Annotated in this window: 21 protein-coding genes, 1 tRNA gene and 2 pseudogenes; 16 read left to right on the top strand and 8 right to left on the bottom strand. The window is 67.7% G+C overall.

The genetic code is table 11. The annotated features are described in order from the left end of the window. Positions 1-5: 5 nt before the first annotated feature. Positions 6-629, bottom strand: coding sequence for a TetR/AcrR family transcriptional regulator (locus ACFQDH_RS00440; RefSeq protein ID WP_382397436.1), 624 nt, complete (start codon positions 627-629; stop codon positions 6-8). A 121-nt stretch (positions 630-750) separates the two neighbouring features. Here ACFQDH_RS00440 and ACFQDH_RS00435 point away from each other — a divergent pair. Continuing rightward, positions 751-832 (top strand) — tRNA-Gln (locus ACFQDH_RS00435). A gap of 8 nt (positions 833-840) precedes the next feature. On the opposite strand, the gene ACFQDH_RS00430 is transcribed toward ACFQDH_RS00435, so the two are convergent. Next, positions 841-1,980 (bottom strand): sterol desaturase family protein, encoded by a 1,140-nt coding sequence (locus ACFQDH_RS00430; protein ID WP_382397434.1) that lies wholly within the window; start codon positions 1,978-1,980, stop codon positions 841-843. A gap of 59 nt (positions 1,981-2,039) precedes the next feature. Here ACFQDH_RS00430 and ACFQDH_RS00425 point away from each other — a divergent pair, with 59 nt between their 5' ends. The 13 genes and pseudogenes from ACFQDH_RS00425 to ACFQDH_RS00365 all read left to right on the top strand — a co-directional run bounded on the left by ACFQDH_RS00425 (position 2,040) and on the right by ACFQDH_RS00365 (position 16,046). Continuing rightward, the gene (locus tag ACFQDH_RS00425) at positions 2,040-2,837 is read left to right on the top strand and encodes a GNAT family N-acetyltransferase (protein ID WP_382397432.1); all 798 of its coding nucleotides are present in this window, start codon (positions 2,040-2,042) and stop codon (positions 2,835-2,837) included. A 122-nt stretch (positions 2,838-2,959) separates the two neighbouring features. Next, positions 2,960-3,217 carry a hypothetical protein gene (locus ACFQDH_RS00420; RefSeq protein ID WP_382397430.1) on the top strand — a complete coding sequence of 86 codons (258 nt, stop codon included), beginning with the start codon at positions 2,960-2,962 and terminating at the stop codon, positions 3,215-3,217. A gap of 350 nt (positions 3,218-3,567) precedes the next feature. Further along, the gene (locus ACFQDH_RS00415; RefSeq protein WP_382397428.1) at positions 3,568-3,924 is read left to right on the top strand and encodes a YciI family protein; all 357 of its coding nucleotides are present in this window, start codon (positions 3,568-3,570) and stop codon (positions 3,922-3,924) included. Next, on the top strand, positions 3,921-5,144 hold the full coding sequence (locus tag ACFQDH_RS00410) for an RNA polymerase sigma factor (protein WP_382397426.1): 1,224 nt from the start codon (positions 3,921-3,923) through the stop codon (positions 5,142-5,144). Before ACFQDH_RS00415 ends, ACFQDH_RS00410 begins: the two co-directional genes overlap by 4 nt. Positions 5,145-5,272: 128 nt before the next feature. After that, entirely contained in the window at positions 5,273-6,715 is a 1,443-nt protein-coding gene (gene glmU / locus ACFQDH_RS00405; protein ID WP_382397424.1) for a bifunctional UDP-N-acetylglucosamine diphosphorylase/glucosamine-1-phosphate N-acetyltransferase GlmU, read from the top strand. Beyond that, complete coding sequence (locus tag ACFQDH_RS00400) at positions 6,715-7,692, top strand: ribose-phosphate diphosphokinase (protein ID WP_382397422.1); 978 nt, start codon at positions 6,715-6,717, stop codon at positions 7,690-7,692. The genes glmU and ACFQDH_RS00400 overlap by 1 nt, the downstream gene beginning before the upstream one ends. A 226-nt stretch (positions 7,693-7,918) precedes the next feature. Next, positions 7,919-8,584 (top strand): 50S ribosomal protein L25/general stress protein Ctc, encoded by a 666-nt coding sequence (locus tag ACFQDH_RS00395; protein ID WP_382397420.1) that lies wholly within the window; start codon positions 7,919-7,921, stop codon positions 8,582-8,584. 91 nt (positions 8,585-8,675) lie between these two features. Continuing rightward, positions 8,676-9,298 (top strand): annotated as a pseudogene (gene pth, locus ACFQDH_RS00390) (aminoacyl-tRNA hydrolase). A gap of 344 nt (positions 9,299-9,642) precedes the next feature. Then, positions 9,643-13,193 (top strand): annotated as a pseudogene (gene mfd / locus ACFQDH_RS00385) (transcription-repair coupling factor). A 106-nt stretch (positions 13,194-13,299) separates the two neighbouring features. Then, positions 13,300-13,857 (top strand): YgdI/YgdR family lipoprotein, encoded by a 558-nt coding sequence (locus ACFQDH_RS00380; protein WP_382397418.1) that lies wholly within the window; start codon positions 13,300-13,302, stop codon positions 13,855-13,857. Beyond that, positions 13,854-14,819: a MazG family protein gene (locus ACFQDH_RS00375; protein ID WP_382397416.1), complete on the top strand. Its 966-nt coding sequence runs from the start codon at positions 13,854-13,856 to the stop codon at positions 14,817-14,819. The genes ACFQDH_RS00380 and ACFQDH_RS00375 overlap by 4 nt, the downstream gene beginning before the upstream one ends. An 18-nt stretch (positions 14,820-14,837) precedes the next feature. Beyond that, complete coding sequence (gene pyrE, locus ACFQDH_RS00370; protein ID WP_382397414.1) at positions 14,838-15,374, top strand: orotate phosphoribosyltransferase; 537 nt, start codon at positions 14,838-14,840, stop codon at positions 15,372-15,374. A 36-nt stretch (positions 15,375-15,410) separates the two neighbouring features. Further along, positions 15,411-16,046: an FMN-binding negative transcriptional regulator gene (locus ACFQDH_RS00365; RefSeq protein WP_382397412.1), complete on the top strand. Its 636-nt coding sequence runs from the start codon at positions 15,411-15,413 to the stop codon at positions 16,044-16,046. 9 nt (positions 16,047-16,055) lie between these two features. Here the strand turns inward: ACFQDH_RS00365 and ACFQDH_RS00360 are convergent, their stop codons facing one another. The 6 genes from ACFQDH_RS00360 to ACFQDH_RS00335 all read right to left on the bottom strand — a co-directional run bounded on the left by ACFQDH_RS00360 (position 16,056) and on the right by ACFQDH_RS00335 (position 21,323). Beyond that, entirely contained in the window at positions 16,056-16,646 is a 591-nt protein-coding gene (locus ACFQDH_RS00360) for a GTP-binding protein (protein WP_382397410.1), read from the bottom strand. After that, a complete protein-coding gene (locus ACFQDH_RS00355; RefSeq protein WP_382397408.1) occupies positions 16,627-17,028 on the bottom strand; it encodes a DUF742 domain-containing protein in 402 nt (133 codons plus the stop codon). Before ACFQDH_RS00355 ends, ACFQDH_RS00360 begins: the two co-directional genes overlap by 20 nt. Before the next feature lie 9 nt (positions 17,029-17,037). Continuing rightward, complete coding sequence (locus ACFQDH_RS00350; protein WP_465253871.1) at positions 17,038-17,445, bottom strand: roadblock/LC7 domain-containing protein; 408 nt, start codon at positions 17,443-17,445, stop codon at positions 17,038-17,040. After that, entirely contained in the window at positions 17,442-18,128 is a 687-nt protein-coding gene (locus tag ACFQDH_RS00345) for a hypothetical protein (protein WP_382397406.1), read from the bottom strand. Before ACFQDH_RS00345 ends, ACFQDH_RS00350 begins: the two co-directional genes overlap by 4 nt. Continuing rightward, positions 18,125-20,155 (bottom strand): sensor histidine kinase, encoded by a 2,031-nt coding sequence (locus ACFQDH_RS00340; RefSeq protein WP_382397404.1) that lies wholly within the window; start codon positions 20,153-20,155, stop codon positions 18,125-18,127. Before ACFQDH_RS00340 ends, ACFQDH_RS00345 begins: the two co-directional genes overlap by 4 nt. A 277-nt stretch (positions 20,156-20,432) precedes the next feature. Next, entirely contained in the window at positions 20,433-21,323 is an 891-nt protein-coding gene (locus ACFQDH_RS00335; protein ID WP_382397402.1) for a LysR family transcriptional regulator, read from the bottom strand. An 85-nt stretch (positions 21,324-21,408) separates the two neighbouring features. Between ACFQDH_RS00335 and ACFQDH_RS00330 the strand changes: the two genes are divergently transcribed. Then, a complete protein-coding gene (locus tag ACFQDH_RS00330) occupies positions 21,409-22,371 on the top strand; it encodes a threonine ammonia-lyase (protein WP_382397400.1) in 963 nt (320 codons plus the stop codon). A gap of 142 nt (positions 22,372-22,513) precedes the next feature. Further along, positions 22,514-23,794: a phosphopyruvate hydratase gene (eno, locus tag ACFQDH_RS00325; RefSeq protein ID WP_382397398.1), complete on the top strand. Its 1,281-nt coding sequence runs from the start codon at positions 22,514-22,516 to the stop codon at positions 23,792-23,794. Positions 23,795-23,804: the final 10 nt, after the last annotated feature.

Genomic DNA, 23,804 nt, shown 5'->3' with positions numbered 1-23,804 from the left:
CCGCGTCAGAGGGTTTTCAGCGTCGGCTCCGCCTCGATACCACCCAGGCCGTGCCACGCCAGGTTGACCATGTGGGCGGCGACCGTGTCACGGGGCAGCGACGAACCGGACTCGATCCACCATTCGCCGGTGAAGCCGATCATGCCGACCAGCATCTGCGCGTAGATCGGCACGACCTCGACGTCGAGGTCGTTGCGCTTGAAGACCTCGACGACGATCTCCTCCACCTGGCCCGCGACCGCGGACATGATGCTGGCCGCGGAGCCGTTGCCGTGCCAGGTCGGCGAGTCGCGCAGCAGCACCCGGAAGGCCGCCGGCTCCTCCTCGATGTAGCTCAGCAGCGCGACGGCACCTCTCTCGAGCAACTCGCGGGAGGATCCACCCGAGGTCAGCGAGCCCACCAGATGGTCCAGCAGCTGGCGCATCGCGCGGTCGACCACCACGGCATACAGGCCCTCCTTACCGCCGAAGTGTTCGTAGATCAGCGGCTTGGTGACACCGGCCGCTGTCGCCACGTCCTCGACTGTCGTCGGCTGCACCCCGTGCTCGGCGAAGAGCTTCTCGGCAACGGAGATCAACTGTTCGCGTCGATCGGCGGCAGAGAGACGGGAGCGCTTCTTGGGAGGCATACCCCCATTCAAGGGGATTAGGCCGAATTGCGTGCCGACTGGGGCCAGATCGTTAGCAACGGCCCCGATATGCCATCGCCCGAGATCTGGCCTACCCTTGTGCGGTCCCCTTCGGGGGCGTTCCCCGGTTGCTCTGCTGGTAGGGGCCGCCTGACTTTGAATCAGGATTAGCGACGTTGGTTCGATTCCAACCCGGGGAGCCAGAATTCCGTCAAGCGGCAGCGGCCAGAAGCGCCCTACGCCGGCCGTAGGCCCAGCCCGGAGTGCGCAGCAGGTAGGACCAGCGGTCGTTCCAGGTCGTTGCGTTCGAGACCTCGGTGAACATGTCGACCCACTCGTGGCTCGCGATGCGCAGCGGGTTGAACGTGTCGATGTTGGTGGTCAATCCGTAGACGGGCTGGGCCTTTTCGGGCTCGAAGGTGCCGAAGAGCTTGTCCCAGACGATCAGGATGCTGCCGTGGTTGCGATCGAGGTATTCGCTGTTGGTGCCGTGGTGCACCCGGTGGTGTGACGGGGTGTTCAGGATGCGCTCGAGCCGGCCGATGGAGCGGACCGCCTCGGTGTGGATCCAGAACTGGTAGATCAGGTTGATCGCGCGGGCATTCATGATGTGTGCCGGTCGCACGCCGACCAGCGCGAGCAGGCTGTAGGGGATGTAGAGCGTCATCGTGTCGCCCCACGGCTGCCGCAGCGCGGTCGACAGGTTGTAGCGCTCGCTGGAGTGGTGCACCTCGTGCATCGCCCACATCCAGCGGACCTCGTGGTCGAAGCGGTGGTTCCAGTAGTAGATGAAGTCCCACCCGAGCACCGCGAGGGTTGCCACGACCGCACTGTCGCCGAGGTCGATCGGAGTGCGACCGAAGACCTTCTCGCCCGCTGTCCGCGCACCCCACTCGGTCGCGACGACCAGCGCGGTCGATGCGACGGCGACCGCACCCACGCGGCCGGTGATGCGCTGCAGGACCGGTTTCACCGCAGGAGCGGTCAGATCTGAGGTCGCCTGCTGGAGCTCGCGGGTGTCCCAGTCGGCCACCCCGGCCTGGCCGAAATCGTCGCTGCGCAACTTGCGCACCACGTCCAGGGCGGTCGTCGCGGCGGTGGTGCCGATGGCGATCGTCATCAAGGTCTTGGCCGCCTTGCCGCGTTTGCTGAGCGGACCGAGCAGTGCGTTCGAGACGTATGGCGCCACCAGACTGCCCAACCCCATCGAGAGGCTCGCCATGGTGTCCTTGAACTCGTAGTCGCCGGCGCGGGTGCCCGGCTCCACCGGATGCTTGCGTTGCCAGGCATATTCGGCCGCCATGGCACCGATGAAACCCGGTATGGCGAGCACGGTCAGATCCAGCTTCATGGCGACAGTGTCGCCGAAATTCGGCGGCGCCGTTGCGGATTGCGCCGTACCTTCAGGCCATGACCACGGATCTCTCGCCCGGGCGGCGAACCGACCTCGGGGTGCTTCGACTCCAGGGGGTGCAAATCACCGACCGCGGCGACCACCTCGTCATACGATCGCCGCACAACCCGCTATTCCATTGGGGCAACTTCGTTTTGGTCACCGGCGGTGATCCGTCGGACGCCGACCGGTGGCTCGGTGTGTTCGCAACTGAGTTCCCGGACGCCGAGCACATCGCCATCGACCTGCCGCGTATGCCGGACCCGGCTGCGTATGCCGCACACGGCCTCGCGGTCGAGACAGACGACGTGCTGGCCAGCACCCACCTGCCGCAGTTGCGTCCGCTGCCGGACGGGTATGCCGCGCGGGAACTCCGCTCGGACGACGACTGGGAGCGGCTGATCCGACGGAACGTCGAGGACAACCTCGCCACCGGCGAGCACGAGCCGGTCGGTTACGAACGCTTCTCCCGCGACCAGGCGGCCGGGCGGCGGGCGCTCGTCGAGGCGGGGCACGCCGCGTTCTTCGGCGCGTTCGCCAACCAAGAGCTGGTGGCCGACCTCGGCATCGTGCTGCTCGCAGACACCGCGCGCTATCAGTCCGTCGGCACCGCGCAGGAGCACCGGCGCAAGGGGCTGGCCGGGCACCTGCTCGGCATCGCGGCCCGGTGGGCCGCCGATCGCGGCGCCCGCGAGTGGGTCATCGTCACCGAGTCGACCAATCCCGCGGGTCGCCTCTACCGGTCGCTCGGATTCGCCGAAGCCGCACAGACGGTTCAGGCCTACCGGGCACGGCCGGGAGGCGCCACGGAATAGGTATTCGCCTGGCATTGCACAGCTTCCGCGATCCGGACCGACCGGTATGACGACGGGCGCCCGTCGGGAGCCGCGCTCACGCCTCAGCAAAGATATAGAACACTAGTGCTAATATCTGGGCCATGGGTGTCGAGCGCGTGACGTTCCGAGCAGGCCGGGATCTCTACGGCGATGCCGTGTGGCTGCCCGGGTCGATCCACGATCGTGAGCAGCGTGAGGATGGCGAGTGGTTCTGCGTGCTGCCGGCCTTTGCGGGTTCCGATGACGACGCCCAATGGGTCAGGGGCGACGACATACGTATGCCGAACCAGCAACCCGACGACGGTGCGAGTGACATTGCCGAACCGGTGGGTCGGCCACGTCTCCGGGTTGTCGACTGACCGCCCGCGACCCCCAGCCAGTCACCGGCCCTGCAGATAGTGCGGTCCACTCTGCGCACGATCGGCAGGGCAGCGAGTACCGCCAGCACCGCGCCGGGCCACCGGCCCGCACGACGTGCGGTGGGGCGCACCTCCTGCCGGCCCCAAACCACAGTGGCCCCGGCCAGCCGTGTCGGGCCTGCACACCGTGCGCGACCCCGCCCGCGCCATCTGCAGGATCAGGCAGGCCTCGTAGGTCCGGTGGCTGGGTAAGGAAAGAGTTTGCGGTTCACGTCGATTTGCCCTCCCGCCATTCGTGTAGGTGGTGAGACGCTGGCACGAGGTCGGCGTACGAACCCAAGGAGAACGCCATGGCTCAGTACCTGCTCAAGATGATCCAGCCGGTCGGTGAAGTGCCGGACCACTCCGTCCTCGGGCCGATCATGGCGAAGCTCGGCGCCATCCGGGAGGAGTTGGTGGCACAGAATTCCTGGGTGTTCGGCGGCGGTCTGCACCAGCCCGACACCGCCTCGATGGTGCGGCCGAGCGACAGCGGCCCCGTGGTCACGGACGGACCGTTCGCGGAGGGAGCCGAATTCGTCGGTGGCGTGACGATCATCGACGTCGAAGACCTGGACGAGGCGCTGCGCTGGGCGAGTCGGTATGTCGAGGCGACCGGCCTCGCCAATGAGGTCGCTCCGTTCATCGGCGGTATGCCGCAGAAATGACCGACGTGGCTGCCGTGTTCCGCAGCGAGTACGGCCGCGCGGTGTCCGTGCTGACCGGCGTCCTCGGCGACATCGACCTCGCCGAGGATGCCGTGCAGGCGGCGTTCGAGATCGCCATCAAGAAGTGGCCGCAGGACGGACTGCCGCCCAGCCCCGCCGGCTGGATCATCACGACCGCACGACGGCAGGCGATCGACCGCATCCGCCGGGAGCAGAAGCGCGAGGCGAAGGAATCGGCGGCCCTGCAACTGATCGAGCAGCAGCAACCCGGGAGTGAGGAGGTGTATGCCGTGCCGGACGACCGACTGCGGATGTTCTTCACCTGTTGCCACCCGGCGCTGGCACCTGCGGCGCAGACCGCGCTGACCCTGCGCCTCCTCGGCGGCCTCACAACTGCCGAAATCGCACGCGCCTTCATCACCGGCGAAGCGACCGTCGCGCAGCGAATCGTGCGTGCCAAGGCCAAGATTCGGGATGCGCGGATCCCGTTCCGGGTGCCGGACGACGCGGAGTTGCCCGACCGGCTGGACGGCGTGCTGCGTGCGATCTACCTCGTCTTCACCGAGGGACACCTGACGACTGGCGGCGACGATCCCGTCCGCGACGACCTGTCGAGCGAAGCGATCCGGCTGGCACGTCTGCTCCGGGCGCTGATGCCCGACGAACCCGAGGTGACCGGGCTTCTGGCGCTTGAGCTGCTGACCCAGGCCCGCCGCCCGGCGCGACTGGACGCAGGTGGCGAGCTGGTGCCGCTCGACCAACAGAACCGAGCGCTCTGGGACCGCGTCCTGATCGCCGAGGGGCACGAACTGGTCCGGGCCTGCCTGCGGCGAAACCATCCGGGCAGCTACCAGCTTCAGGCAGCGATCGCGGCCGTGCACACATCGTCGCCGCGCTTCGAGGACACCGACTGGACCCAGATCGTCGCGCTCTACGACCAACTCGCCGCCGTCGACCACAGCCCGGTCGTCGCGTTGCACCGAGGCGTCGCGATCGGTGAACGCGACGGAGCATCCGCCGGACTGAACGCGCTCGACCTACTCGCGGACGATCGCAGGATGCAGCAGTACGCCGTCTTTCACGCTGCCCGCGCGAGGCTGCTCGCACTCGTCGGGCGTATGGCGGAGGCGGTGGCGGCATACGAACGTGCCATCGAGCTCACCGACAACCCGGCCGAACGGCGCGACCTCGAACGTCGACTATCGGCGGATGAGCCCTGACCGGCGCTGACCTGCTGCAGGAGCCGACGGCGCGAGCACCCCGGACGTGCCGGTAATATCGCCGCCGGGCCGCACGCGCACGCGGTCCCGTCACTTGCCCTCCAGCGCGCTCCAGGAGTCGAATCCCCGTGACCGCAGCACCCGCAGCCGTCATCGTCCTGTCCGCAGGGGACGGCACCCGGATGAAGTCGCGACGCAACAAGGCACTGCACGCCATCGGCGGCCGGACGCTGGTCGGGCACGCCGTCAGCGCAGCCGTCGGCACCGGCGCGCAGTATGTCGCGGTCGTGGTCCGAGCCCAGAAGGAGTCCGTCGCCGCGGCCGCGCGCGAGATCGCCGAGGACATCGTCATCGCCGAGCAGGACGACGTCTATGGCACCGGCCGAGCTGCTGAGTGCGGTCTGCTCGCGCTGCCGGACGGGCTGGCCGGCACGGTCCTGGTCACCACCGGTGACACGCCGCTGCTGACCGCCGAGACCTTGCAACAGCTCACCGATGAGCACGAGCGCGCGGCCTCGGCCGTGACCGTGCTGACCGGGGTGCTGCCCGACGCCACCGGCTACGGCCGGATCGTGCGCGACGGCGACGGAGCCGTGCAGGCGATCGTCGAGCACAAGCAAGCAACGCCTGAGCAGCGCGAGATCGGCGAATTCAACTCTGGCATCTTCGCTTTCGACGCTGCCGTGCTCCGCGACGCGCTCGCCGAGGTCGGAGTCCACGCCGAGGCGGGGGAGAAGTACCTCACCGACGTGGTCGAGATCGCGGTGCGTCGTGGCCTGCGGGTCAACGGGCACGTGCTCGAGGACCTCTGGCAGACCGAGGGCGTCAATGACAAGGCGCAGCTCGCCCGGCTCGGCAAGGAGCTGAACCGCCGCACCCTGGACGCGCTGATGCGCGAGAGCGGCGCGATCGTCATCGACCCCGGCAGCACCTGGGTCGACGTCGGGGTGAGCGTCGGTCAGGACAGCGTCATACATCCGGGATGTCAGCTGCATGGCGCTACGTCGATCGGTGCCGACTGCGTGATCGGCCCCGACACCACCCTGACCGACACCGAGGTGCAGGACGGCGCGAGCGTCATACGTACGGTGGCCGAGCTGGCCCTGATCGGTGCCGACGCGACGGTCGGCCCGTTCTCCTACCTGCGCCCGGGCACCGAGCTGGGCCGCGGCGGGAAGATCGGCGGCTTCGTCGAGACCAAGAACGCACAGATCGGCGACGGCGCCAAGGTGCCGCACCTGACCTACTGCGGCGACGCCACGATCGGCGAGGGCAGCAACATCGGCGCCGGCACGATCTTCGCCAACTACGACGGCGTCACCAAGAGCCGCACGACGGTCGGCAAGCACAGCTTCGTCGGCAGCAACTCGGTCATCGTCGCGCCGGTCAACATCGGCGACGGCGTGTATGTCGCAGCCGGCTCGACCGTCATCAAGGACGTCGCACCGGGCGAGCTGGCCATCTCGCGGGCCGAGCAGCGCAATGTCGCCGGCTGGGTCGGACGCAAGCGTGATGGCACCGCGTCCGCGGATGCCGCACATCAGGCACAGCAGGAAGGTTCACAGTCGTAATGGGCACTGGCATGAAGCGCACCACGGAGAAGAATCTGATGGTCTTCTCCGGCCGTGCACATCTTGAGCTTGCCGAGGCGGTGGCGGACGATCTCGGCACCCAACTGGTGCCGACGGAGTTGCGCGACTTCGCCAACACCGAGATGTACGTGCGTTTCGAGGAGTCGGTGCGTGGCTGCGACGCGTTCGTCATCCAGAGCCACACCGCGCCGATCAACAAGTGGATCATGGAGCACCTGCTCATGGTCGACGCGCTGAAACGCGCCAGTGCCAAGCGGATCACGGTCGTGACGCCGTTTTACGGCTACGCCCGACAGGACAAGAAGTCGCGCGGTCGTGAGCCGATCAGCGCCCGGCTGATGGCCGACATGTTCAAGACCGCCGGCGCCGACCGGTTGATGACCGTCGACCTGCACACCGACCAGATCCAGGGCTTCTTCGACGGGCCGGTCGACCACCTGCAGGCGCTGCCGATCCTGACCGGTTACGTCAAGGACAACTACGGCGCCGAGGAGCTGACGGTCGTCTCGCCGGACGCCGGCCGCATCAAGGTCGCCGAGCAGTGGTCCAAGCGCCTCGGCGGCGCCCCGCTGGCCTTCATCCACAAGACACGTGACGTCAGCCGCTCCAACTCCAGCGTCGCCAACCGGGTGATCGGCCATGTCGAAGGCCGCACCTGCATCTTGGTCGACGACATGATCGACTCCGGCGGCACGATCTGCCATGCCGCCGATGCGCTGATGGAGGATGGCGCCGCGAGCGTCGTCATCGCCGCGACGCACGCGATCCTCTCCGACCCGGCCGTCCAACGGCTGAGTGACTCCGTCGCCCGTGAGGTGGTTGTGACCGACACGCTGCCGATCACCCCTGAGAAGCAGTTCGACAAACTCACGCCGCTGTCGATCGCGCCGCTGCTCGGCAAGGCGATCCGAGAGGTCTTCGAGGACGGCTCGGTCACCTCGATGTTCACGTCCTGAGCGGTTCTCGATTTGGGGCAGCGCTGCCGGGCGGCATACGATGTGTGCCGCCAGCCTCGGCGAGGGACGTTGTACGAAAGTCCGTGATCGACAAGGTGTGCACCCGCGACCGTTTCGTATGTCGCTGCCGCGCGCACCAGATCCTCGATCATTCACCGCTCGCGCCGCGTCCCGCGTCGAGGCAGCCACCGTTCATCAACTGCTGCTCGAAAAGCGAGGAAAAGTCATGGCCCTGAAAGAGATTCGTCTGGACGCCGAAGTGCGTACCGAGTTCGGTAAGGGTGCGGCCCGCCGCATCCGTCGCGACCACAAGATCCCGGCCGTGCTCTACGGGCACGGCACCGAGCCGGTGCACCTGACCCTGCCGGGCCACGAGACGATGCTCGCGCTGAAGCACGCCAACGCGATCCTCACCCTGGACTTCGACGGCAAGCAAGAGCTCGCCCTGGCCAAGGACGTCCAGCGCGACGCCATCAAGCCGGTCATCGAGCACATCGACCTGGTCATCGTGAAGCGCGGCGAGAAGGTCACCGTCGACGTCAGTGTTCACATCGAGGGCGACGCCGCCCCGGAGACCAACGTCGTCGTCGAGAACAGCTCGCTCACCGTCGAGGCCGACGTCATCGCCATCCCCGAGTCCTTCACCGTCTCGGTCGAGGGCCTCGAGGCCGGCAGCCAGGTCCTGGCCAAGGACGTCGAGCTGCCCGCGGGTGTCTCCCTGGTTTCCGACGAGGAGCTGCTGGTCGTCAACGTCAGCCAGCAGGTCTCGGCCGAGGAGCTCGAGGAAGAGCTGGCCGAGGCCGAGGGCGAAGCTGGCATCGAGAAGGACGAGCCGGAGACCTCCGAGGAGTCCGACGGCGAGTCTGCGGAGTCCGACGCCGACAAGGCCTGAGTCACACACGATCGCTGATGCGGCCCCGCTCCACCTCGGAGCAGGGTCGCATCGCTCGTTCCGGTGTCGGCCGAGCTCCGTGGCAGCCGGAATGCGTTATCTTCAAAGCGTTTCCGCGACCCCGATAGGACCTCACGTGACTGACGACGCACCCTGGCTGATCGTCGGTCTCGGCAACCCCGGCCCGAAATACGCCGGCAACCGGCACAACGTCGGCGCCATGGTCATCGAGCGTATGGCGGCCGACGGCGGCACGAGCCTGCGCGCGCACAAGGCCGGCGCGCTCGCCGCCCAGGCCCGTGTCGCGGGCAAGTCGGCGATCATCGCAACACCCACCAGCTACATGAACGAATCCGGCGGTCCGGTGGCCGGCCTGATGCGCTTCTTCAAGATCCCACTCGAGCAGCTGATCGTCATACACGACGAGCTGGACATCGACTTCGCGACATTGCGCCTCAAGCGCGGCGGCGGCGAGGGCGGTCACAACGGGCTCAAGTCGATCACCAAGTCCACCGGCAGCAAGGACTACCTGAGAGTGCGGGTCGGCATCGGTCGCCCCCGGGCCGGATGGACGCGGCGGCATACGTGCTGAAGGACTTCAACGCCACTGAGCGCAAGGAGCTGGGCTTCCTGGTCCCGGACGCCGCCGAGGCGGTCGAGGTGCTGATGACCAAGGGTTTGACCGACGCGCAGAATGTCATCCACGCCCGCTGACGCACTCGCCCTCTGAGCGACAGGAGCACCGATGCACTGAGAGGAGTATGGATTCACCCCGAATCCGTACTCCTCTCGGTCAGGCGGTGCTCCTCTCGGTCGTAGAATTGGGGCGTCAACCCCGTCTCGCCAGCGAACGGGGCCCTTTTGCGTGTCTGCGACGGCAGCCACGCCGAGGCTTATTCTGCGCCGGTCAGAGCGTCAGCAAGCTGCCGCCCTGCCGACGCAGCCTGAGCTCGCTGTGTTTGTTCAGAATCAACTTCGATGTGTGAAGGAGCTGCTCAGTCTTGAGCCTGCAACCCGTGCTCGATCTCCTGGCGCGTGACCCGGCGGTCACCCGGCTGATGTCACACGTCGGCACCGCAAACGTCGTCGACATCGCCTGCGCCGCCGGCGCTCGCGGGCCGCTCACCGCCCTGGTGGCGGGCGGCGGTGACGGCCGCGCTGCACGCACCGTCCTCGCAGTCACCGCGACCGGGCGTGAGGCCCAGGACCTGGCGGCCTGCCTGCGTGGCTTCCTGCCGGGCGAGCGGATCGTCGAGTTCCCGAGCTGGGAGACGCTGCCGCACGAGCGGCTCAGCCCGCGCAGCGACACCGTCGGACGCCGGCTTGCCGTGTTGCGCCGGCTGGCCCACCCCGACGCCGATGACGAGGTGTATGGCGAGATCAGCGTGGTCATCGCCAGCGTGCGAGCGTTGATGCAGCCGATCGCCAAGGGCCTGGGCGACCTGTCCCCGGTGTCGCTGCGCGTCGGGCAGGATGCTGAGCTGCCCGACGTCGTGGAGGCGTTGGCCGGCGCGGCATACACCCGCACCGACCTGGTCGAGCGACGTGGCGAATTCGCAGTCCGCGGAGGCATTCTCGACGTCTTCCCGCCCACCGAGGAGCACCCGGTGCGGGTTGAGTTCTGGGGCGACACGGTCGAGGAGATCCGCTGGTTCAAGGTGGCCGACCAGCGCAGCCTGGAGCTCGCCGAGCACGGCCTGTGGGCGCCGCCCTGCCGCGAGTTGCTGCTCACCGAGGACGTCCGAGCACGTGCGGCGACCCTTGCCACCCAACTGCCCGGAGTGCAGGACATGCTGCTCAAGGTCGCCGAGGGCATCGCGGTCGAGGGTATGGAATCCCTGGCGCCGATCCTGCTTGCGGGTGGCACGGCCGGCGGCATGGAGACCCTGTTGGACGTGCTGCCGCGCGGCACGCACGTGCTGCTGAGTGACCCGGAGCGGGTGCGGACCCGCGCCCACGATCTGGTTGCGACGAGCGCGGAGTTCCTCGACGCGAGCTGGGCGAATGCCGCGGCAGGCAATGCGGTGCCGGTCGACCTCGAGTCGGTGCTCGGCACAGCGTCCTATTGGTCACTCCCGGAGCTGCGCGACCACGCGCTGTCCAAAGAGCTTGCCTGGTGGGCATTTTCGTCATTCGCCTCTGACGCCGAGCTCGCGGACTTCCAGGAGGATGACGCGCTCGCGGGTGAACAGGTCACGATCGGCACCGCCGAGGTGCCGCTCTACCGTGGCGACACCGAGCAGGCGATCGGCGACATCCGCGACTGGGCACGAGACGGCAACCGCGTCCTGATCGTGACCGAAGGCCCCGGTCTCGGCCACCGGATCGGCGAGGTGCTGCGCGACCACGACGTCCCGTCGCATCGCATCGAAGACCTGGCGCCCGGATCCGTCGAGCTCACGACGGGTGCGCTCGGTCACGGATTCACTTTGGAGACAAGCGATTTCGTTCTCCTCACGGAGAGCGACCTGACCGGCTCCTCGACGCGCGGCGGCAGCACCAAGGACATGCGCAAGATGCCGTCCCGTCGTCGCAACGTCGTCGACCCGCTACAACTGCACCCGGGCGATTTCGTCGTGCACGAGCAGCACGGCGTCGGCCGGTTCGCCAAGATGATGCAGCGCACCGTCGGCGGCGCGACCCGCGAATACCTGGTGATCGACTACGCACCGGCCAAGAAGAATCAGCCCGCCGATCAGCTCTACGTGCCGACCGATCAGCTCGACCAGGTCACGCGGTATGTCGGAGGCGAGCAGCCCTCGCTCAACCGGATGGGTGGATCCGATTGGCAGACAACGAAATCGCGCGCCCGCCGGCATGTGCGACAGATCGCGGCCGAGTTGATCCAGCTCTACTCGGCACGGATGGCGACCGAGGGTCACGCGTTCGCTCCCGACACCCCGTGGCAACGCGAGCTCGAGGACGCCTTCGCCTATGTCGAGACACCCGACCAGGCCAGCAGCATCGATGAGGTCAAGGCCGACATGGAGAAGTCCGTGCCGATGGACCGGTTGATCTGCGGTGACGTCGGTTACGGCAAGACCGAGATCGCCATCCGTGCCGCCTTCAAGGCGATCCAGGACGGCAAGCAGGTCGCGGTGCTGGTGCCGACCACGATCCTGGTCAAGCAGCACTACCAGACCTTCACCGAGCGCTACGCCGGCTTCCCGGTGGTCGTGAAAGCGCTGTCCCGTTTTCAGACCGACCGGGAAGCGCGCGAAGTAGTGGATGGATTGCGTTCTGGCGCGGTCGATCTCGTCATCGGCACGCACCGACTCCTCTCGAGTGAGGTCAAGTTCAAGGACCTCGGCCTGGCGGTCATCGACGAGGAGCAGCGCTTCGGTGTGGAGCACAAGGAGCAGCTGAAGCAGATGCGCACCGCGGTCGACGTGCTCGCGATGTCCGCGACCCCGATCCCGCGCACCCTGGAGATGGCGGTCACCGGCATCCGTGAGATGTCCACTCTCGCAACGCCGCCCGAGGAGCGCCACCCCGTGCTGACCTTCGTCGGCGGCTATGAGGAGAAGCAGATCGGGGCCGCCATACGCCGTGAGCTGATGCGTGAGGGACAGGTCTTCTTCGTCCACAACAACGTCAGCACGATCGAGAAGGCGGCGTCTCGTCTGCGCGAGCTGGTGCCCGACGCCCGCATCGCGACCGCGCACGGGAAGATGGGCGAGCACCGACTCGAGGACGTCGTGACGGCGTTCTGGGATCGCGAGTTCGACGTGTTGGTCTGCACCACGATCATCGAGACCGGGCTGGACATCTCCAACGCCAACACCCTCATTGTCGATCGAGCCGACCGGCTCGGGCTCTCCCAGTTGCACCAGTTGCGCGGGCGGGTCGGGCGTGGCCGGGAGCGTGCCTACTCCTACTTCCTCTTCCCGCCGGAGAAGCCGCTGACCGACACCGCACACGACCGGTTGCAGACGATCGCCAGTCACACCGACCTCGGCGCCGGCATGCAGGTGGCGATGAAGGACCTGGAGATCCGCGGTGCCGGCAACCTGCTCGGCGGCGAGCAGTCCGGCCATATCGCCGGCGTCGGCTTCGACCTCTACGTCCGGATGGTCGGCGAGGCCGTCGCCGACTTCCGCGGGGACGGCACCTCGAACGCGCCGACCGAGGTCAAGATCGAGCTGCCGGTCGACGCCCACCTGCCGCACGACTACGTGCCGGGGGAGCGGCTGCGGCTGGAGGCCTACAAGAAGCTGGCGACTGTCGAGGACGAGGCCGGGCTCGGCGAGATCGAGGCCGAACTGCGCGATCGGTATGGCGCACCCCCGAGCCGGTGCAGCACCTCTTCGAGGTGGCCCGGTTGCGGATCATCGCGCGGCAGGCCGGCATCGGTGACATCGCCGTGCAGGGCCGGAATGTCCGTTTCGGACCGGTCGACCTGCGCGAGAGTCAACAGCTGCGGCTGGAGCGCATCTACAAGGGGACGATGGTCAAGCCCGGCATACACCAGATCCTGGTGCCGCAGCCGAAGACCGCACCGGTGGGCGGTCAGCCGTTGCGCAACACCGAAGTCCTGCGCTGGGCGGCACAGTTGATCAAGGCGGTGCTGCTGGACGACATCGGTGCGGCTGCGGGAGCGGCGTCGTGACATGCGTGACCAGGCATCGCTCGGCACAGGGCGTGCTGGCATGATGCATGAGGCGTGGCGTCGCTCCACGCCTATTTCTGCAAAGCACGAGAAAGGCCACACCGAGATGCCGAGCTTCCGTCGCGGTCGATTCGCCCTGGGCGCCGCAGCATCGCTGTGCACCCTCGCGCTCGCAGGATGCGGGAGCAGTGGGGTGATGCACGACGGCACCACCGCGTTGACCTATGACGGTCAGTCGGTCAGCAACTCCCAGCTGCAGACGGCCGCTAAGGACATCTCGAGCTTCGTCGGGGCACCGATCGACCCGGCGGTCGTCGCCGGCCGGTTGGCCGTCGGTCCGCAGATCGAGCAGTACGCCGCCAAGAAGGGCCAGTCGCCGATCAGTGACAGCACGATCCAGGCGCAGAAGCCGAACGTCAAGCTCTCGGCGACCGCGCTGGAGGCGCTGCGCGTCGACGCGTTGATCAGCACCCTGGCCAACAACGGCGACCTCGACAACAACAGCCTGCAGGCGCTCACCAAGAAGAGCAACGTCACCGTCAACCCGCGTTACGGGTCGTGGGAGAAGGGCAAGGGCATGGTCGCGGACGCCCACCCGTGGATCAAGGCCACCCCGAAGACCTCGGCCGTGCCGGCCCCGGTGCCGCCTCAGGGCCAAGGGTGAGTGACGCCACTTCGCTGCTGACCGTTCTGGTCACGAGCCCGCGGTTGCCCGCCGGGCTGATGTCACGGGACGCTTGGACGGCCCTGGAAGCCGCCGAGCGAGTGCTCGCCTCCGACCTCGAAGACCCGTTGCCGGCCGCCATCGAGGTCTCGGGCATCACCGTCACTGCGTTGCCCTACGACTCGCCTGCCGAGGCGGCCCGCGCTCTCGTTGATGCGACCCGGTCCGGGTCGGTCCTGTGGGTGGGCTCGCCGGACGCCGACCCCGGGCTGACCGATGCGCTGGCGGAGGAACTCACCCGGCTCGACGAACCACCGCAGATCGAGGTGCTCGTCGGTTCGTGGGACCTGCCGGGCGCCCGGCTCCTGGACGCTGTCGCAGTGATGGACGCATTGCGCTCGCCCGGTGGTTGCCCGTGGGACGCCGAGCAGACGCACGAGTCGCTCGCGAAATACCTGCTCGAAGAAGCGCACGAAACGGTCGAGGCGATCGAGACCGGTGACACCGAGCACGTCGCCGAGGAGCTCGGCGACGTCTTGTTGCAGGTGCTCTTCCACGCACGAATCGCCGCCGACGAGGACCCCGGTTTCGACATCGACGATGTCGCAGGAGCGTTGGTGGAGAAGCTGATTCGCCGTCATCCGCACGTGTTCGGCGATGGCGACGCGAGCACCCCGGACGAGGTCGAGCGGTCGTGGGAGCAGATCAAGGCGACCGAGAAGGCCGACCGCGACGAGGACGACCTGCTGGCCGGCATACCCGTCTCCTTGTCCCCGCTGCTGATCGCCGAGAAGGTCCTCACCCGGGCAGCCCGGCGCGACATACAGCTGACGTATGACGACAAGGCTGACCTCGGCACCCGCCTGCTGGCACTCGTGGCCGAAGCTCGCGCGGCCGGGACGTCAGCCGACGCGGCACTGCGCGCGGTGTTGCGACAGATCGCCCGTCCGGCGACCGACTGAGGATGGCAGGCTGCGCGTATGACGAATCCTGACCTCGCTGCCGCGATCGACGCCCGCTGTCGGCTGCACGGCGAATTCATCCTGCGGTCCGGCCAGGTGGCTGACGAATACTTCGACAAATACCTCTTCGAGGGTGATCCACAGCTGATCCGTCGCGTTGCCGAGGAGATGCAGCCGCTGCTTCCGTCCGATGCCGATGTGCTGGGCGGTCTGGAGTTGGGTGGCGTACCCATCGCGGCCGTGCTGGGTCAACTTGCAGACGCACCAACGGTTTTCGTCCGCAAGAAGGCGAAGGAATACGGCACCCGCAAGCTTGCGGAGGGCGGCCCGGTCGAGGGCAAGCACGTCGTGCTGGTCGAGGACGTGATCACCACCGGTGGAGCCGTCATCGCGGCCGCGCAGGCGTTGCGCGAGCTCGGTGCCCGGGTTGAGCTGGTGCTGTGCGCGATCGACCGACGGCCACCGGACGCCACGGGTCTCGCGGATGCCGGCATCGAGGTGCGGTCGGTCTTCACCCGCGCCGACCTCGACGCGGCCCGTGCGAACGCTGATTGAGCGACGCGAAACGATTCGGGCTGGGACGATGGGTGCATGGTCTATCTGCCGTCCCATGACGAAGCGCCGTCCGCTGCGGATGTCGCCCAACTGATCGCCGCCGTTCCGTTGGCGACTCTCGTCACGACTGACGGAAAAACGTTGAGCGCCAACCACATTCCGTTCCTGCTCGAGAGCGGTGCCGACGGAGACCGGCTGGTCGGTCACGTCGCCCGCGCCAATGACGTATGGCGCGAAGGCAATCACGAGGGCGAGAGCCTGGTCGTCTTCAACGGTGCCGATCACTACGTGTCGCCGACCTGGTATCCGTCCAAGCAGGAGCACCACCAGGTCGTGCCGACGTGGAACTACCTCGTGGCACACGTGTATGGCGAGCTCGTCATACACGATGACCTGCGGTGGACCCGGGGAGCGGTTGCCAAGCTGACGGGCGCGATGGAGCACGGGCGCGAGGATGCTTGGCACATGGGCCAGGCACCGGCCGACTATGTCAGCGAGCAACTCGACAAGATCGTCGGGATCGAGTTGCGGATCTCGCGCATCATCGGGAAGTTCAAGGTCAGCGCGCATCGGAGCAGCGCTGACCGCGGCGGTGCCGCCGACGGGATCGAGGCCGACTCGGGCCTGTCACCGCTGGTCGATGAGATGCGTGCCGTCGACGACCGTCGCTGACCCAGGCGGTCAGCTCAGTTGGCCCGCGACCTGATGGTGCTGGAGCGCGAACTCCGTCACGCGGACGAGCGCAGCCTTGGCCGACTCGCGATCACGGGCGTCGACGCGGATCAACGGAATGGTCGGCGAGATGGCCAGCGCGTCGGAGATCTCCTGCTCGGAGTGCACGCGCGTGCCGTCGAACTGGTTGACCGCAACGATGAACGGCAGCCCCTTGGCCTCGAAGTAGTCGATCGCCGAGAACGCATCGCCGAGTCGTGCGGTGTCGACCAGCACGATCGCGCCGATCGCACCCCGGACCAGGTCGTCCCACATGAACCAGAAGCGGCGCTGGCCGGGCGTTCCGAAGAGGTAGAGCACCAGATCGTCGGCGAGCGTGATCCGCCCGAAGTCCATTGCGACAGTGGTGGTGTTCTTGTTGGGCGTCGACGACAGGTTGTCGGTGCCCTCCGACAACTGGGTAACCGTCGCCTCCGTCTTGAGGGGAACGATCTCGGAGACAGCGCCGACAAGAGTCGTCTTGCCGACGCCGAAGCCGCCGGCGACGACGATCTTGGTCGACGTCGTACGACGGCTCGGGTCAGAGGTCGCGAAGTCCACGCAAGGTCCTTTCGATCAAGCTGATGCGCTCGACACTGGAGGTGCTGTCGGTGAGGGTTTTCTGTAACTGCACGTAGCCGTGAGTGACCAGGTCACCCACGAGGACGCGGGTGACGCCGAGGGCGAGACCGGTCCGCGCAGCGATTTCGGCGACCGACACTCGTTCGGCGGCGCACAGGTCGGCGATGCGACTGCTGGGGTCGTGCGGTGGCCACCGGCGGTCGTGCCCGGCGCCGGTGAGTTCGACGGTCGCTTCCATCGGCACATCGATCTGGCTGGTGGTGCGTCCGGCCGTCATCGTGTAGGGCCGCACGACACTGGCGACCGGCTCGTCATACTGCTCGGCGAACCCGTCCCCGGCGTCCGGATCGATGTCAGTCATCGCCGGTCATCACGTTCTCGGAACCGCATCCACGACACGGCCCACGCGCTCGACCATGATCGCCATCTCGTAGCCGATCTGGCCGATATCGGCCGAGGCCGCGGTGAGTACGGCGAGGTGAGAGCCGTCGCCCACGCTCATCAGCAGCACGTAACCGTGCTGCATCTCGACGATCGACTGCAGCACGGCGCCGCCGTCGAATAGCCCGGCAGCACCTGCGGCCAGGCTCGCCAGCCCGGAGGAGACCGCCGCCATCTGCTCGGCACGGTCGACCGGCAGCTCGTTGTTCCGGGCGATCACCAGGCCATCGACGGAGACGAGTACCGCGTGCGACACACCAGGCGTGTCTTGCACGAATCGCGATACGAGCCAGTCGAATTGACCGCCATCGCCAGCAGTCATGGAGTGGTCGGTCACCAGGGCCTCGATCCGTTGTCGGTGTCATTGTGAGTGTGGTCGTCAGACTGGTTGGCTGCTGTCGACTGCCGGCCGCGTTCGACCCCGGCCTTGTAGCGGCTGAGCTTGGCGCGCAGCGCCTCCGGGTCGCGCACCGGAGGTGCCTCGGCACGTTCGACGGCGCCCGGCACGATGAACCGACCGGGTCGTCGCTGTGGGAGCGATCCATCGCCGTTGGAGCCTTGCTCGGTCGCCAATTGTGCGGCCTCCCAGGCCTTGTCGGTGCGCTGACTGGACCAGGAGGCGACCTGCTCGCCGTCCGCGTCCAGCCAACGCGAGCTGATCTGCCGGAAGATCGGGGTGTCCTCCAGGCGGAGTGGCGTATGGCGCTCCACGGGCTGCGTGACCGGCGCCGACTGCTCGTCCGGAGGGGTCGGTGCGCTAGGCGGGGTTGGTGCGGACTCCGGCCGGCGCATCGGCAGGCTTGCGGTCTGCCCGTCGTGGTGGCCGTCGTCGCGGCCGTCGCCATCAGCTCTGACGGACTGTCGGGCCGAGAAGAACGCTGACGTCACGCTCGCGCGCTCTGGATCGGCTGTCGGTGCGGCCCCGATCGGGGAGACCCATTTGTCGGTGCGGTCCGATGCACTGACGGTCCTTGCCGCCGCAGCGGCGCCCAACGAGTCAGCGCCGGTCAGTGCGGTCACGCCGGTTGCTCCCGGGCGTCGGCGGGGAGCCCCGCGCCGGTCTGCTCAGGCTCGGTTGCGTTCGAACGGTCCGTGGCCGGTGCGGATGCCGGTGCGGCAGCCGGAGCTGCCATGGCCGGTGTGAGTTCATGGCGACGGTCGATCTCATCCGGCGTTTCCGCGGCCGGCGCTGCGACGGTCAGCTCGGTCGACAAGACCGCCATCGGCACGTGTACCGCAGCAACCGTGCCACGCCTGGGCCGAGACCGCAGGCGGACGTCGATGTCGTAGCTGTCGCTGAGTCGCGCCACCACGAAGAGCCCCATGTGCCGCGTCGTGTCGACGCCGAACTTGCCACCGGCGGAGATGTCCTCGTTGAGCTGCTTCAGCTCGTCCTTCTCGATGCCGAGGCCGTGATCCTCGATCTCCAGCAGCACTCCACCGTCGATGGCGCGTGCGCCGCTGATCTCGACGCGGGAGTCCGGCGGCGAGAAGGTCAGCGCGTTGTCGACGAGCTCGGCGATGAGGTGGACGAGGTCGCTCGCGACGTTGCTGTCGACGGTGTGGTCGGGCAAGCCACCGACATTGACCCGCTGGTAGTCCTGAACTTCCGAGATCGCGGCACCGACGACCTGTGCGATCGGCAGCGACTCGGCCCGACCGCCGTGCGCGTGGTTGCCGGCGAGAACCATCAGGCTCTGGCCGTTCCGGCGCATCCGGGCGGCCATGTGGTCGAGTCGGAAGAGGCTGTCCAGGCGTGTCGGATCGTCCTCGGAGCGCTCCAGCTGTTCCAGCAGGTTCAGCTGCTGGTTGACCAGCGACGTGCTACGTCGCGACAAGGTCTCGAACATGTCGGTCATCTGGCGCCGCAAGGTGGCCTGCTCTGTCGCGAGCCGGATCGCGCGGTTCTGCATGTCGTCGACGGCGCGGGACAGCTGGCCGATCTCTTCACGGCTGGTGAGGGCCACGCTCTTGATCCGGCCGACGCCCTGACCCGACTGGACCCGCTCGATCGCTGCGGGCAGGTGCTCCTGGGAGGCGTCGATCGTGTTGCGTCGCAGCGCGGTGATCGGCCGCAGCAGCAGCGAGCGCGACAGGAAGTACACCGCGGCCGCGGTGAGAGCCAGCAACGCGATGATGAGCGCGATCTGCAGCAGCGCGGAGCGACGTGCGTCGTCCGCCTGTCGTGAGACGCGCTCCGTCGCCGCAGCCGCGGCGGCCTTGTATGCCGAGCTGTATGACGCCCTCACCGGCCGCGTGACGCTCTTGACCTGGTCCATGGTGCCGTCGGTGCTGAAGGCAAGCCTGCTGACGGTGTCCGACTGCACGCCCGACACGTCCACATTCGGCACATGTGCGGCCTGGACGCGCTCCAGCGCATCTCGCTCGCCGCCGACATCCGCCGACAGCTGCGTCCGCAGGGAGTCGGAGAACTTCGTCTCGGGCGCCAGGTCGAGCCGTTCGTCGGCAAGGTGGCTCTGTGCGGTGACGAGGTCGTGGAGCGCGTTCAGCGTCGACTCCGGGTGTGACGCGTTGAGGTCGTCCAGGAAACCCAGCACGTCGGAGCTGATGGCGCCCGGCGCGAGAGCCGTCGACCCGGAGGTCGCGTTGTTTGCCGAGTCCAGTGCTCGACCGGTGCTGATCGCGGCGCTGAGCAGGTTGTGCTGACGGGAGCTGAGGTCCGTCGATTTGATGGACGACTGCAAAGTCTCCCGGGCCTGTTGGAACTGTGCACGTGCGGCTCCGACCGTCTTGTCGCTCGCCGACGGGGTCACCAACTGGGCCGACAGGTCCTGGCTGCTGGCCAGATAGTCGATCGCCGGTTGCACCGATTGGTAACGGGTCCGTGCCTGCGACGCGTTCTGTGCGTCAGTCCAGGCACCCGCGATGCGGATGCCCACCACAACGGTGGCGAAGACCAACGGCAGCGCCAGACAGGCGATGACCTTGCGCCGAAGCGACCAGTCGCTCGGCGGCCAGAAGGTCCTGGTGATCTGTCGTTGCTCGGGTTCGGCAGCCGTCGTCGCACCTTGGCGAGATTCGGGCATCGTGATGGTTCTCTTCCAGGTCGATGACGTGAGGGACGGGGTTCCGCGTCGCCTCACGGGTAGGCGTGGCCGACTCTCACCGACTCACGCGCGTGGTCATGCTGGGCGCCTGTGCGACGCACTGGGTCCAGGGGCGGACCTGCTGGCGGCATCATCGGCGCCTGCTGACACAGGATGCCGCACTTGTGCCGCCCGCGAGGGCGGAATGGCGCAGAATGCCGTAGTCGCCGAACATTGTGACACGTGGATAGACCCGCCTTCGCCGGTTCCCGCGAAGTCACCGCGGCAGGGTCACGTCCCGTGCCACCTCGACGATCGCGTCGGCGACCGCGTTCACGGCTCGTGGTCGCGGCGGTGCGCCATACGTGACGACCTGGACCTGCCGGGTGGCAGGCAGTCTGGTGACCCGCACGCCGGGATGCTGGTGCACCGCGAGTGCGAGTCCGGGCAGGATGCTCACCAGTGAGCCCTGTGCCACGAGCGACTGGACCGCGAGGTAGTCGTCGGTCGCGAAGCTGATCTCGGGCTCGTAGCCGCTCGCCGTGCACAGCTCGACCAGTTGGGCCCGGCAGCGCTCGCACCCCGCCACCCATGCTGTATGGCGATGCGCGCGCAACGCCCGCCCGACCGTGCGCGCTCGTTCGGAGACGGGTTCGACGAGATAGAGATGGTCGGTGAGCACGGTGTCGGCGCTCAGGAGCTCGGCGTCGGTGTCGTCATACGTGAAGGTGATCGCGAGGTCGACGCGGCCGGCGCGCAGTAGCTCGATGGCGTCCGGCGGTTCGGCTTCCACGAGCTCGATCGCCACGCCGGGCGCCGAGTCTCGCAATGCGGCCAGGGCAGGCGGCACGACGGTCGCAGTGGCTGACGGGAACGCGGCCAGCCGAACTCGACCGGCGCGCAGCCCAGCCGCCATGTGCAGCTCGTCCTCGGCGCGTCGACTGAGCGCGAGGATCTCTTCCGCGCGATGGGCGAGCGCCATACCTTCCGCGGTCAGGCGTACACCGCGGCCGACCCGTTGCAGCAGGACCGTGTGCGTCTCGGCCTCCAGCCGACGCAGATGATGGGAGATCGTGGGTTGCCCGTAGTGCAACTCGTCGGCGGCCGCGGACACCGAGCCGGTGCGTGCGACGGCGACGAGCGCCTGGAGGCGGCGAAGATCGAGCACCCGGCCAACATATCGATACTGTCGTTGATATTGCGATAAAACATCTATTGGACTGATGTGACGTGAGTGCTCCACACTCGCAGGCATGAGCGCATTGACCTTCGCCGGAGTCCTGCACGCTGCCGATGCCATCGCCGGCGAGCTGCCGCCGACGCCGTCGTGGATCTACCCCGCGCTCAACGAAGCGGTCGGTGCGCAGGTCGTCGTCAAGCACGAAAACGTCCAGCCGACAGGCGCGTTCAAGGTTCGAGGCGGAGTGTCGCTCGCGGCCGGACTGACCGACGCCGAGCGACAAGCGGGGCTGATCAGCGCGTCGACCGGCAACCACGCGCAGAGCCTGGCGTATGCCGGACGGCTCGCCCACGCGCCGACGATCGTCGTGATGCCGGTGACCGCGCCCGAGGAGAAGGCGCACGCCACCCGATTGCTGGGTGCCGAGGTGATCCGGCACGGCGCGACGATGACGGAGTCGTGCCAGCACGCCATGGAGATCGCCACCGAGCGCGGGATGCGCTTCGTCAGCCCCGGTGACGACCCGGCGATCGTGCACGGCCACGCGACGATCTACCTCGAGCTGCTGCGCCGCCATCCGGACCTGGAGGCGATCTACGTCCCGGTCGGGAGCGGGTCCGGCGCCGCAGGTGCCTGCGTGGTCCGTGACGAGCTGGCTCCGAACTGCAAGATCATCGGCGTGCAGAGCGCGGCGGCGCCCGCTGCATACAACTCCTGGCGCAGTGGCCGGGTCGAGCAGGCAGCGTGCGACACGCGGTTCAGCGGTATCGCCACCTCCAGCGGCTCGCAGTTGCCGTTGTCGGTGATGCACGGACGGATGAATGACTTCCTGCTGGTCGACGACTTCCAGATCCTGGACGCGATGCGGTTGTTCAGCACGGCAGCGCACACCCTGGCCGAAGGCGCCGGGGCAGCTGCGCTCGCGGGCTTGTTGCAGGACACCGAGCACCCGCAGCGGTGCGCGGTCGTGTGCTCCGGTGGTAACGCCGACGGGAGCGAGATCGCCGACATCGCGGCCTTCGCGGCGATGGCCTGACCGACGCACCCGGGACTCCGTGGACTGACTTTGCGGGTCGTCCCGGACCGGGCAGTGGTTCGGCGATAGTCTGGGCGCGCAGCACGCGACCCGGGCATACCGCCTGCCGGACGCCCCGACGATGCGCCAGGAGACTCACCAAGTGGCCACGATTGACGCCCTGCTCGCCCGTGAAATCCTCGACTCCCGAGGCAACCCGACCGTTGAGGTCGAGGTCGCGCTCGATGACGGCACGGTCGGCCGCGCCGCCGTCCCGTCCGGCGCCAGCACCGGCCAGTTCGAAGCAGCCGAACGTCGCGACGGCGACAAGAAACGCTACGGCGGCAAGGGTGTTCAGGACGCTGTCGACGCGGTCGCCGAGGAGATCGCCCCGCACGTGCTGGGCTATGACGCGAGCGAGCAGCGTCTGGTCGACCAGGAGATGATCGCCCTCGACGGCACCGACAACAAGGCCCGGATCGGTGCCAACGCGATCCTCGGTGTCAGCCTCGCGGTCGCACAGGCCGCGGCCGACTCGGCCGACCTGCCGTTCTTCCGCTACATCGGCGGTCCCAACGCGCACCTGCTGCCGGTGCCGATGATGAACATCCTCAACGGTGGCGCGCACGCCGACTCCAACGTCGACATCCAGGAGTTCATGATCGCGCCGATCGGTGCGGGCTCTTTCCGCGAGGCGTTGCGCTGGGGCGCCGAGGTCTACCACGCGCTCAAGGGCGTGCTGAAGGAACGCGGCCTGTCCACCGGCCTCGGTGACGAGGGCGGCTTCGCGCCCAGCCTCGAGTCCAACCGCGCCGCACTCGACCTGATCCTCGACGCGATCAAGGCCGCCGGCTACACGCCGGGCAAGGACATCGCGCTCGCGATGGACGCCGCGGCGAGCGAGTTCTTCGAGGACGGGTCCTACGTCTTCGAGGGTTCGAAGAAGTCGGCGACCGAGATGACTGCTTACTACGCCGACCTCGTTGCCTCCTACCCGCTGGTCTCGATCGAGGACCCGCTGGACGAAGAGGACTGGGAAGGCTGGAAGACCCTCACCGACGAGCTCGGGGACAAGGTCCAGATCGTCGGCGACGACCTGTTCGTCACCAACCCGACCCGGATCGCTCGCGGCATCGAAGGCGGCAACGCAAACGCCCTGCTCGTCAAGGTCAACCAGATCGGCACCCTGACCGAGGCGTTGGACGCCGTGTCGCTGGCGCAGAGCAACGGCCTTCGCTGCATGATGAGCCACCGGTCCGGTGAGACCGAGGACACCGCGATCGCTGACCTGGCGGTCGCCACCAACTGCGGCCAGATCAAGACCGGCGCTCCGGCTCGCTCCGACCGCGTAGCCAAGTACAACCAGTTGCTGCGCATTGAAGAAGAGCTCGACGACGCCGCGGTCTACGCCGGTGCCGGTGCCTTCCCGCGGTTCAAGGCCTGAGCTCTCGTCG

This window comes from Flexivirga alba (assembly GCF_042661025.1).
GTDB classification, from domain to species: Bacteria; Actinomycetota; Actinomycetes; order Actinomycetales; family Dermatophilaceae; genus Flexivirga; species Flexivirga alba.
This window is presented reverse-complemented; position numbering and strand designations above follow the sequence as displayed.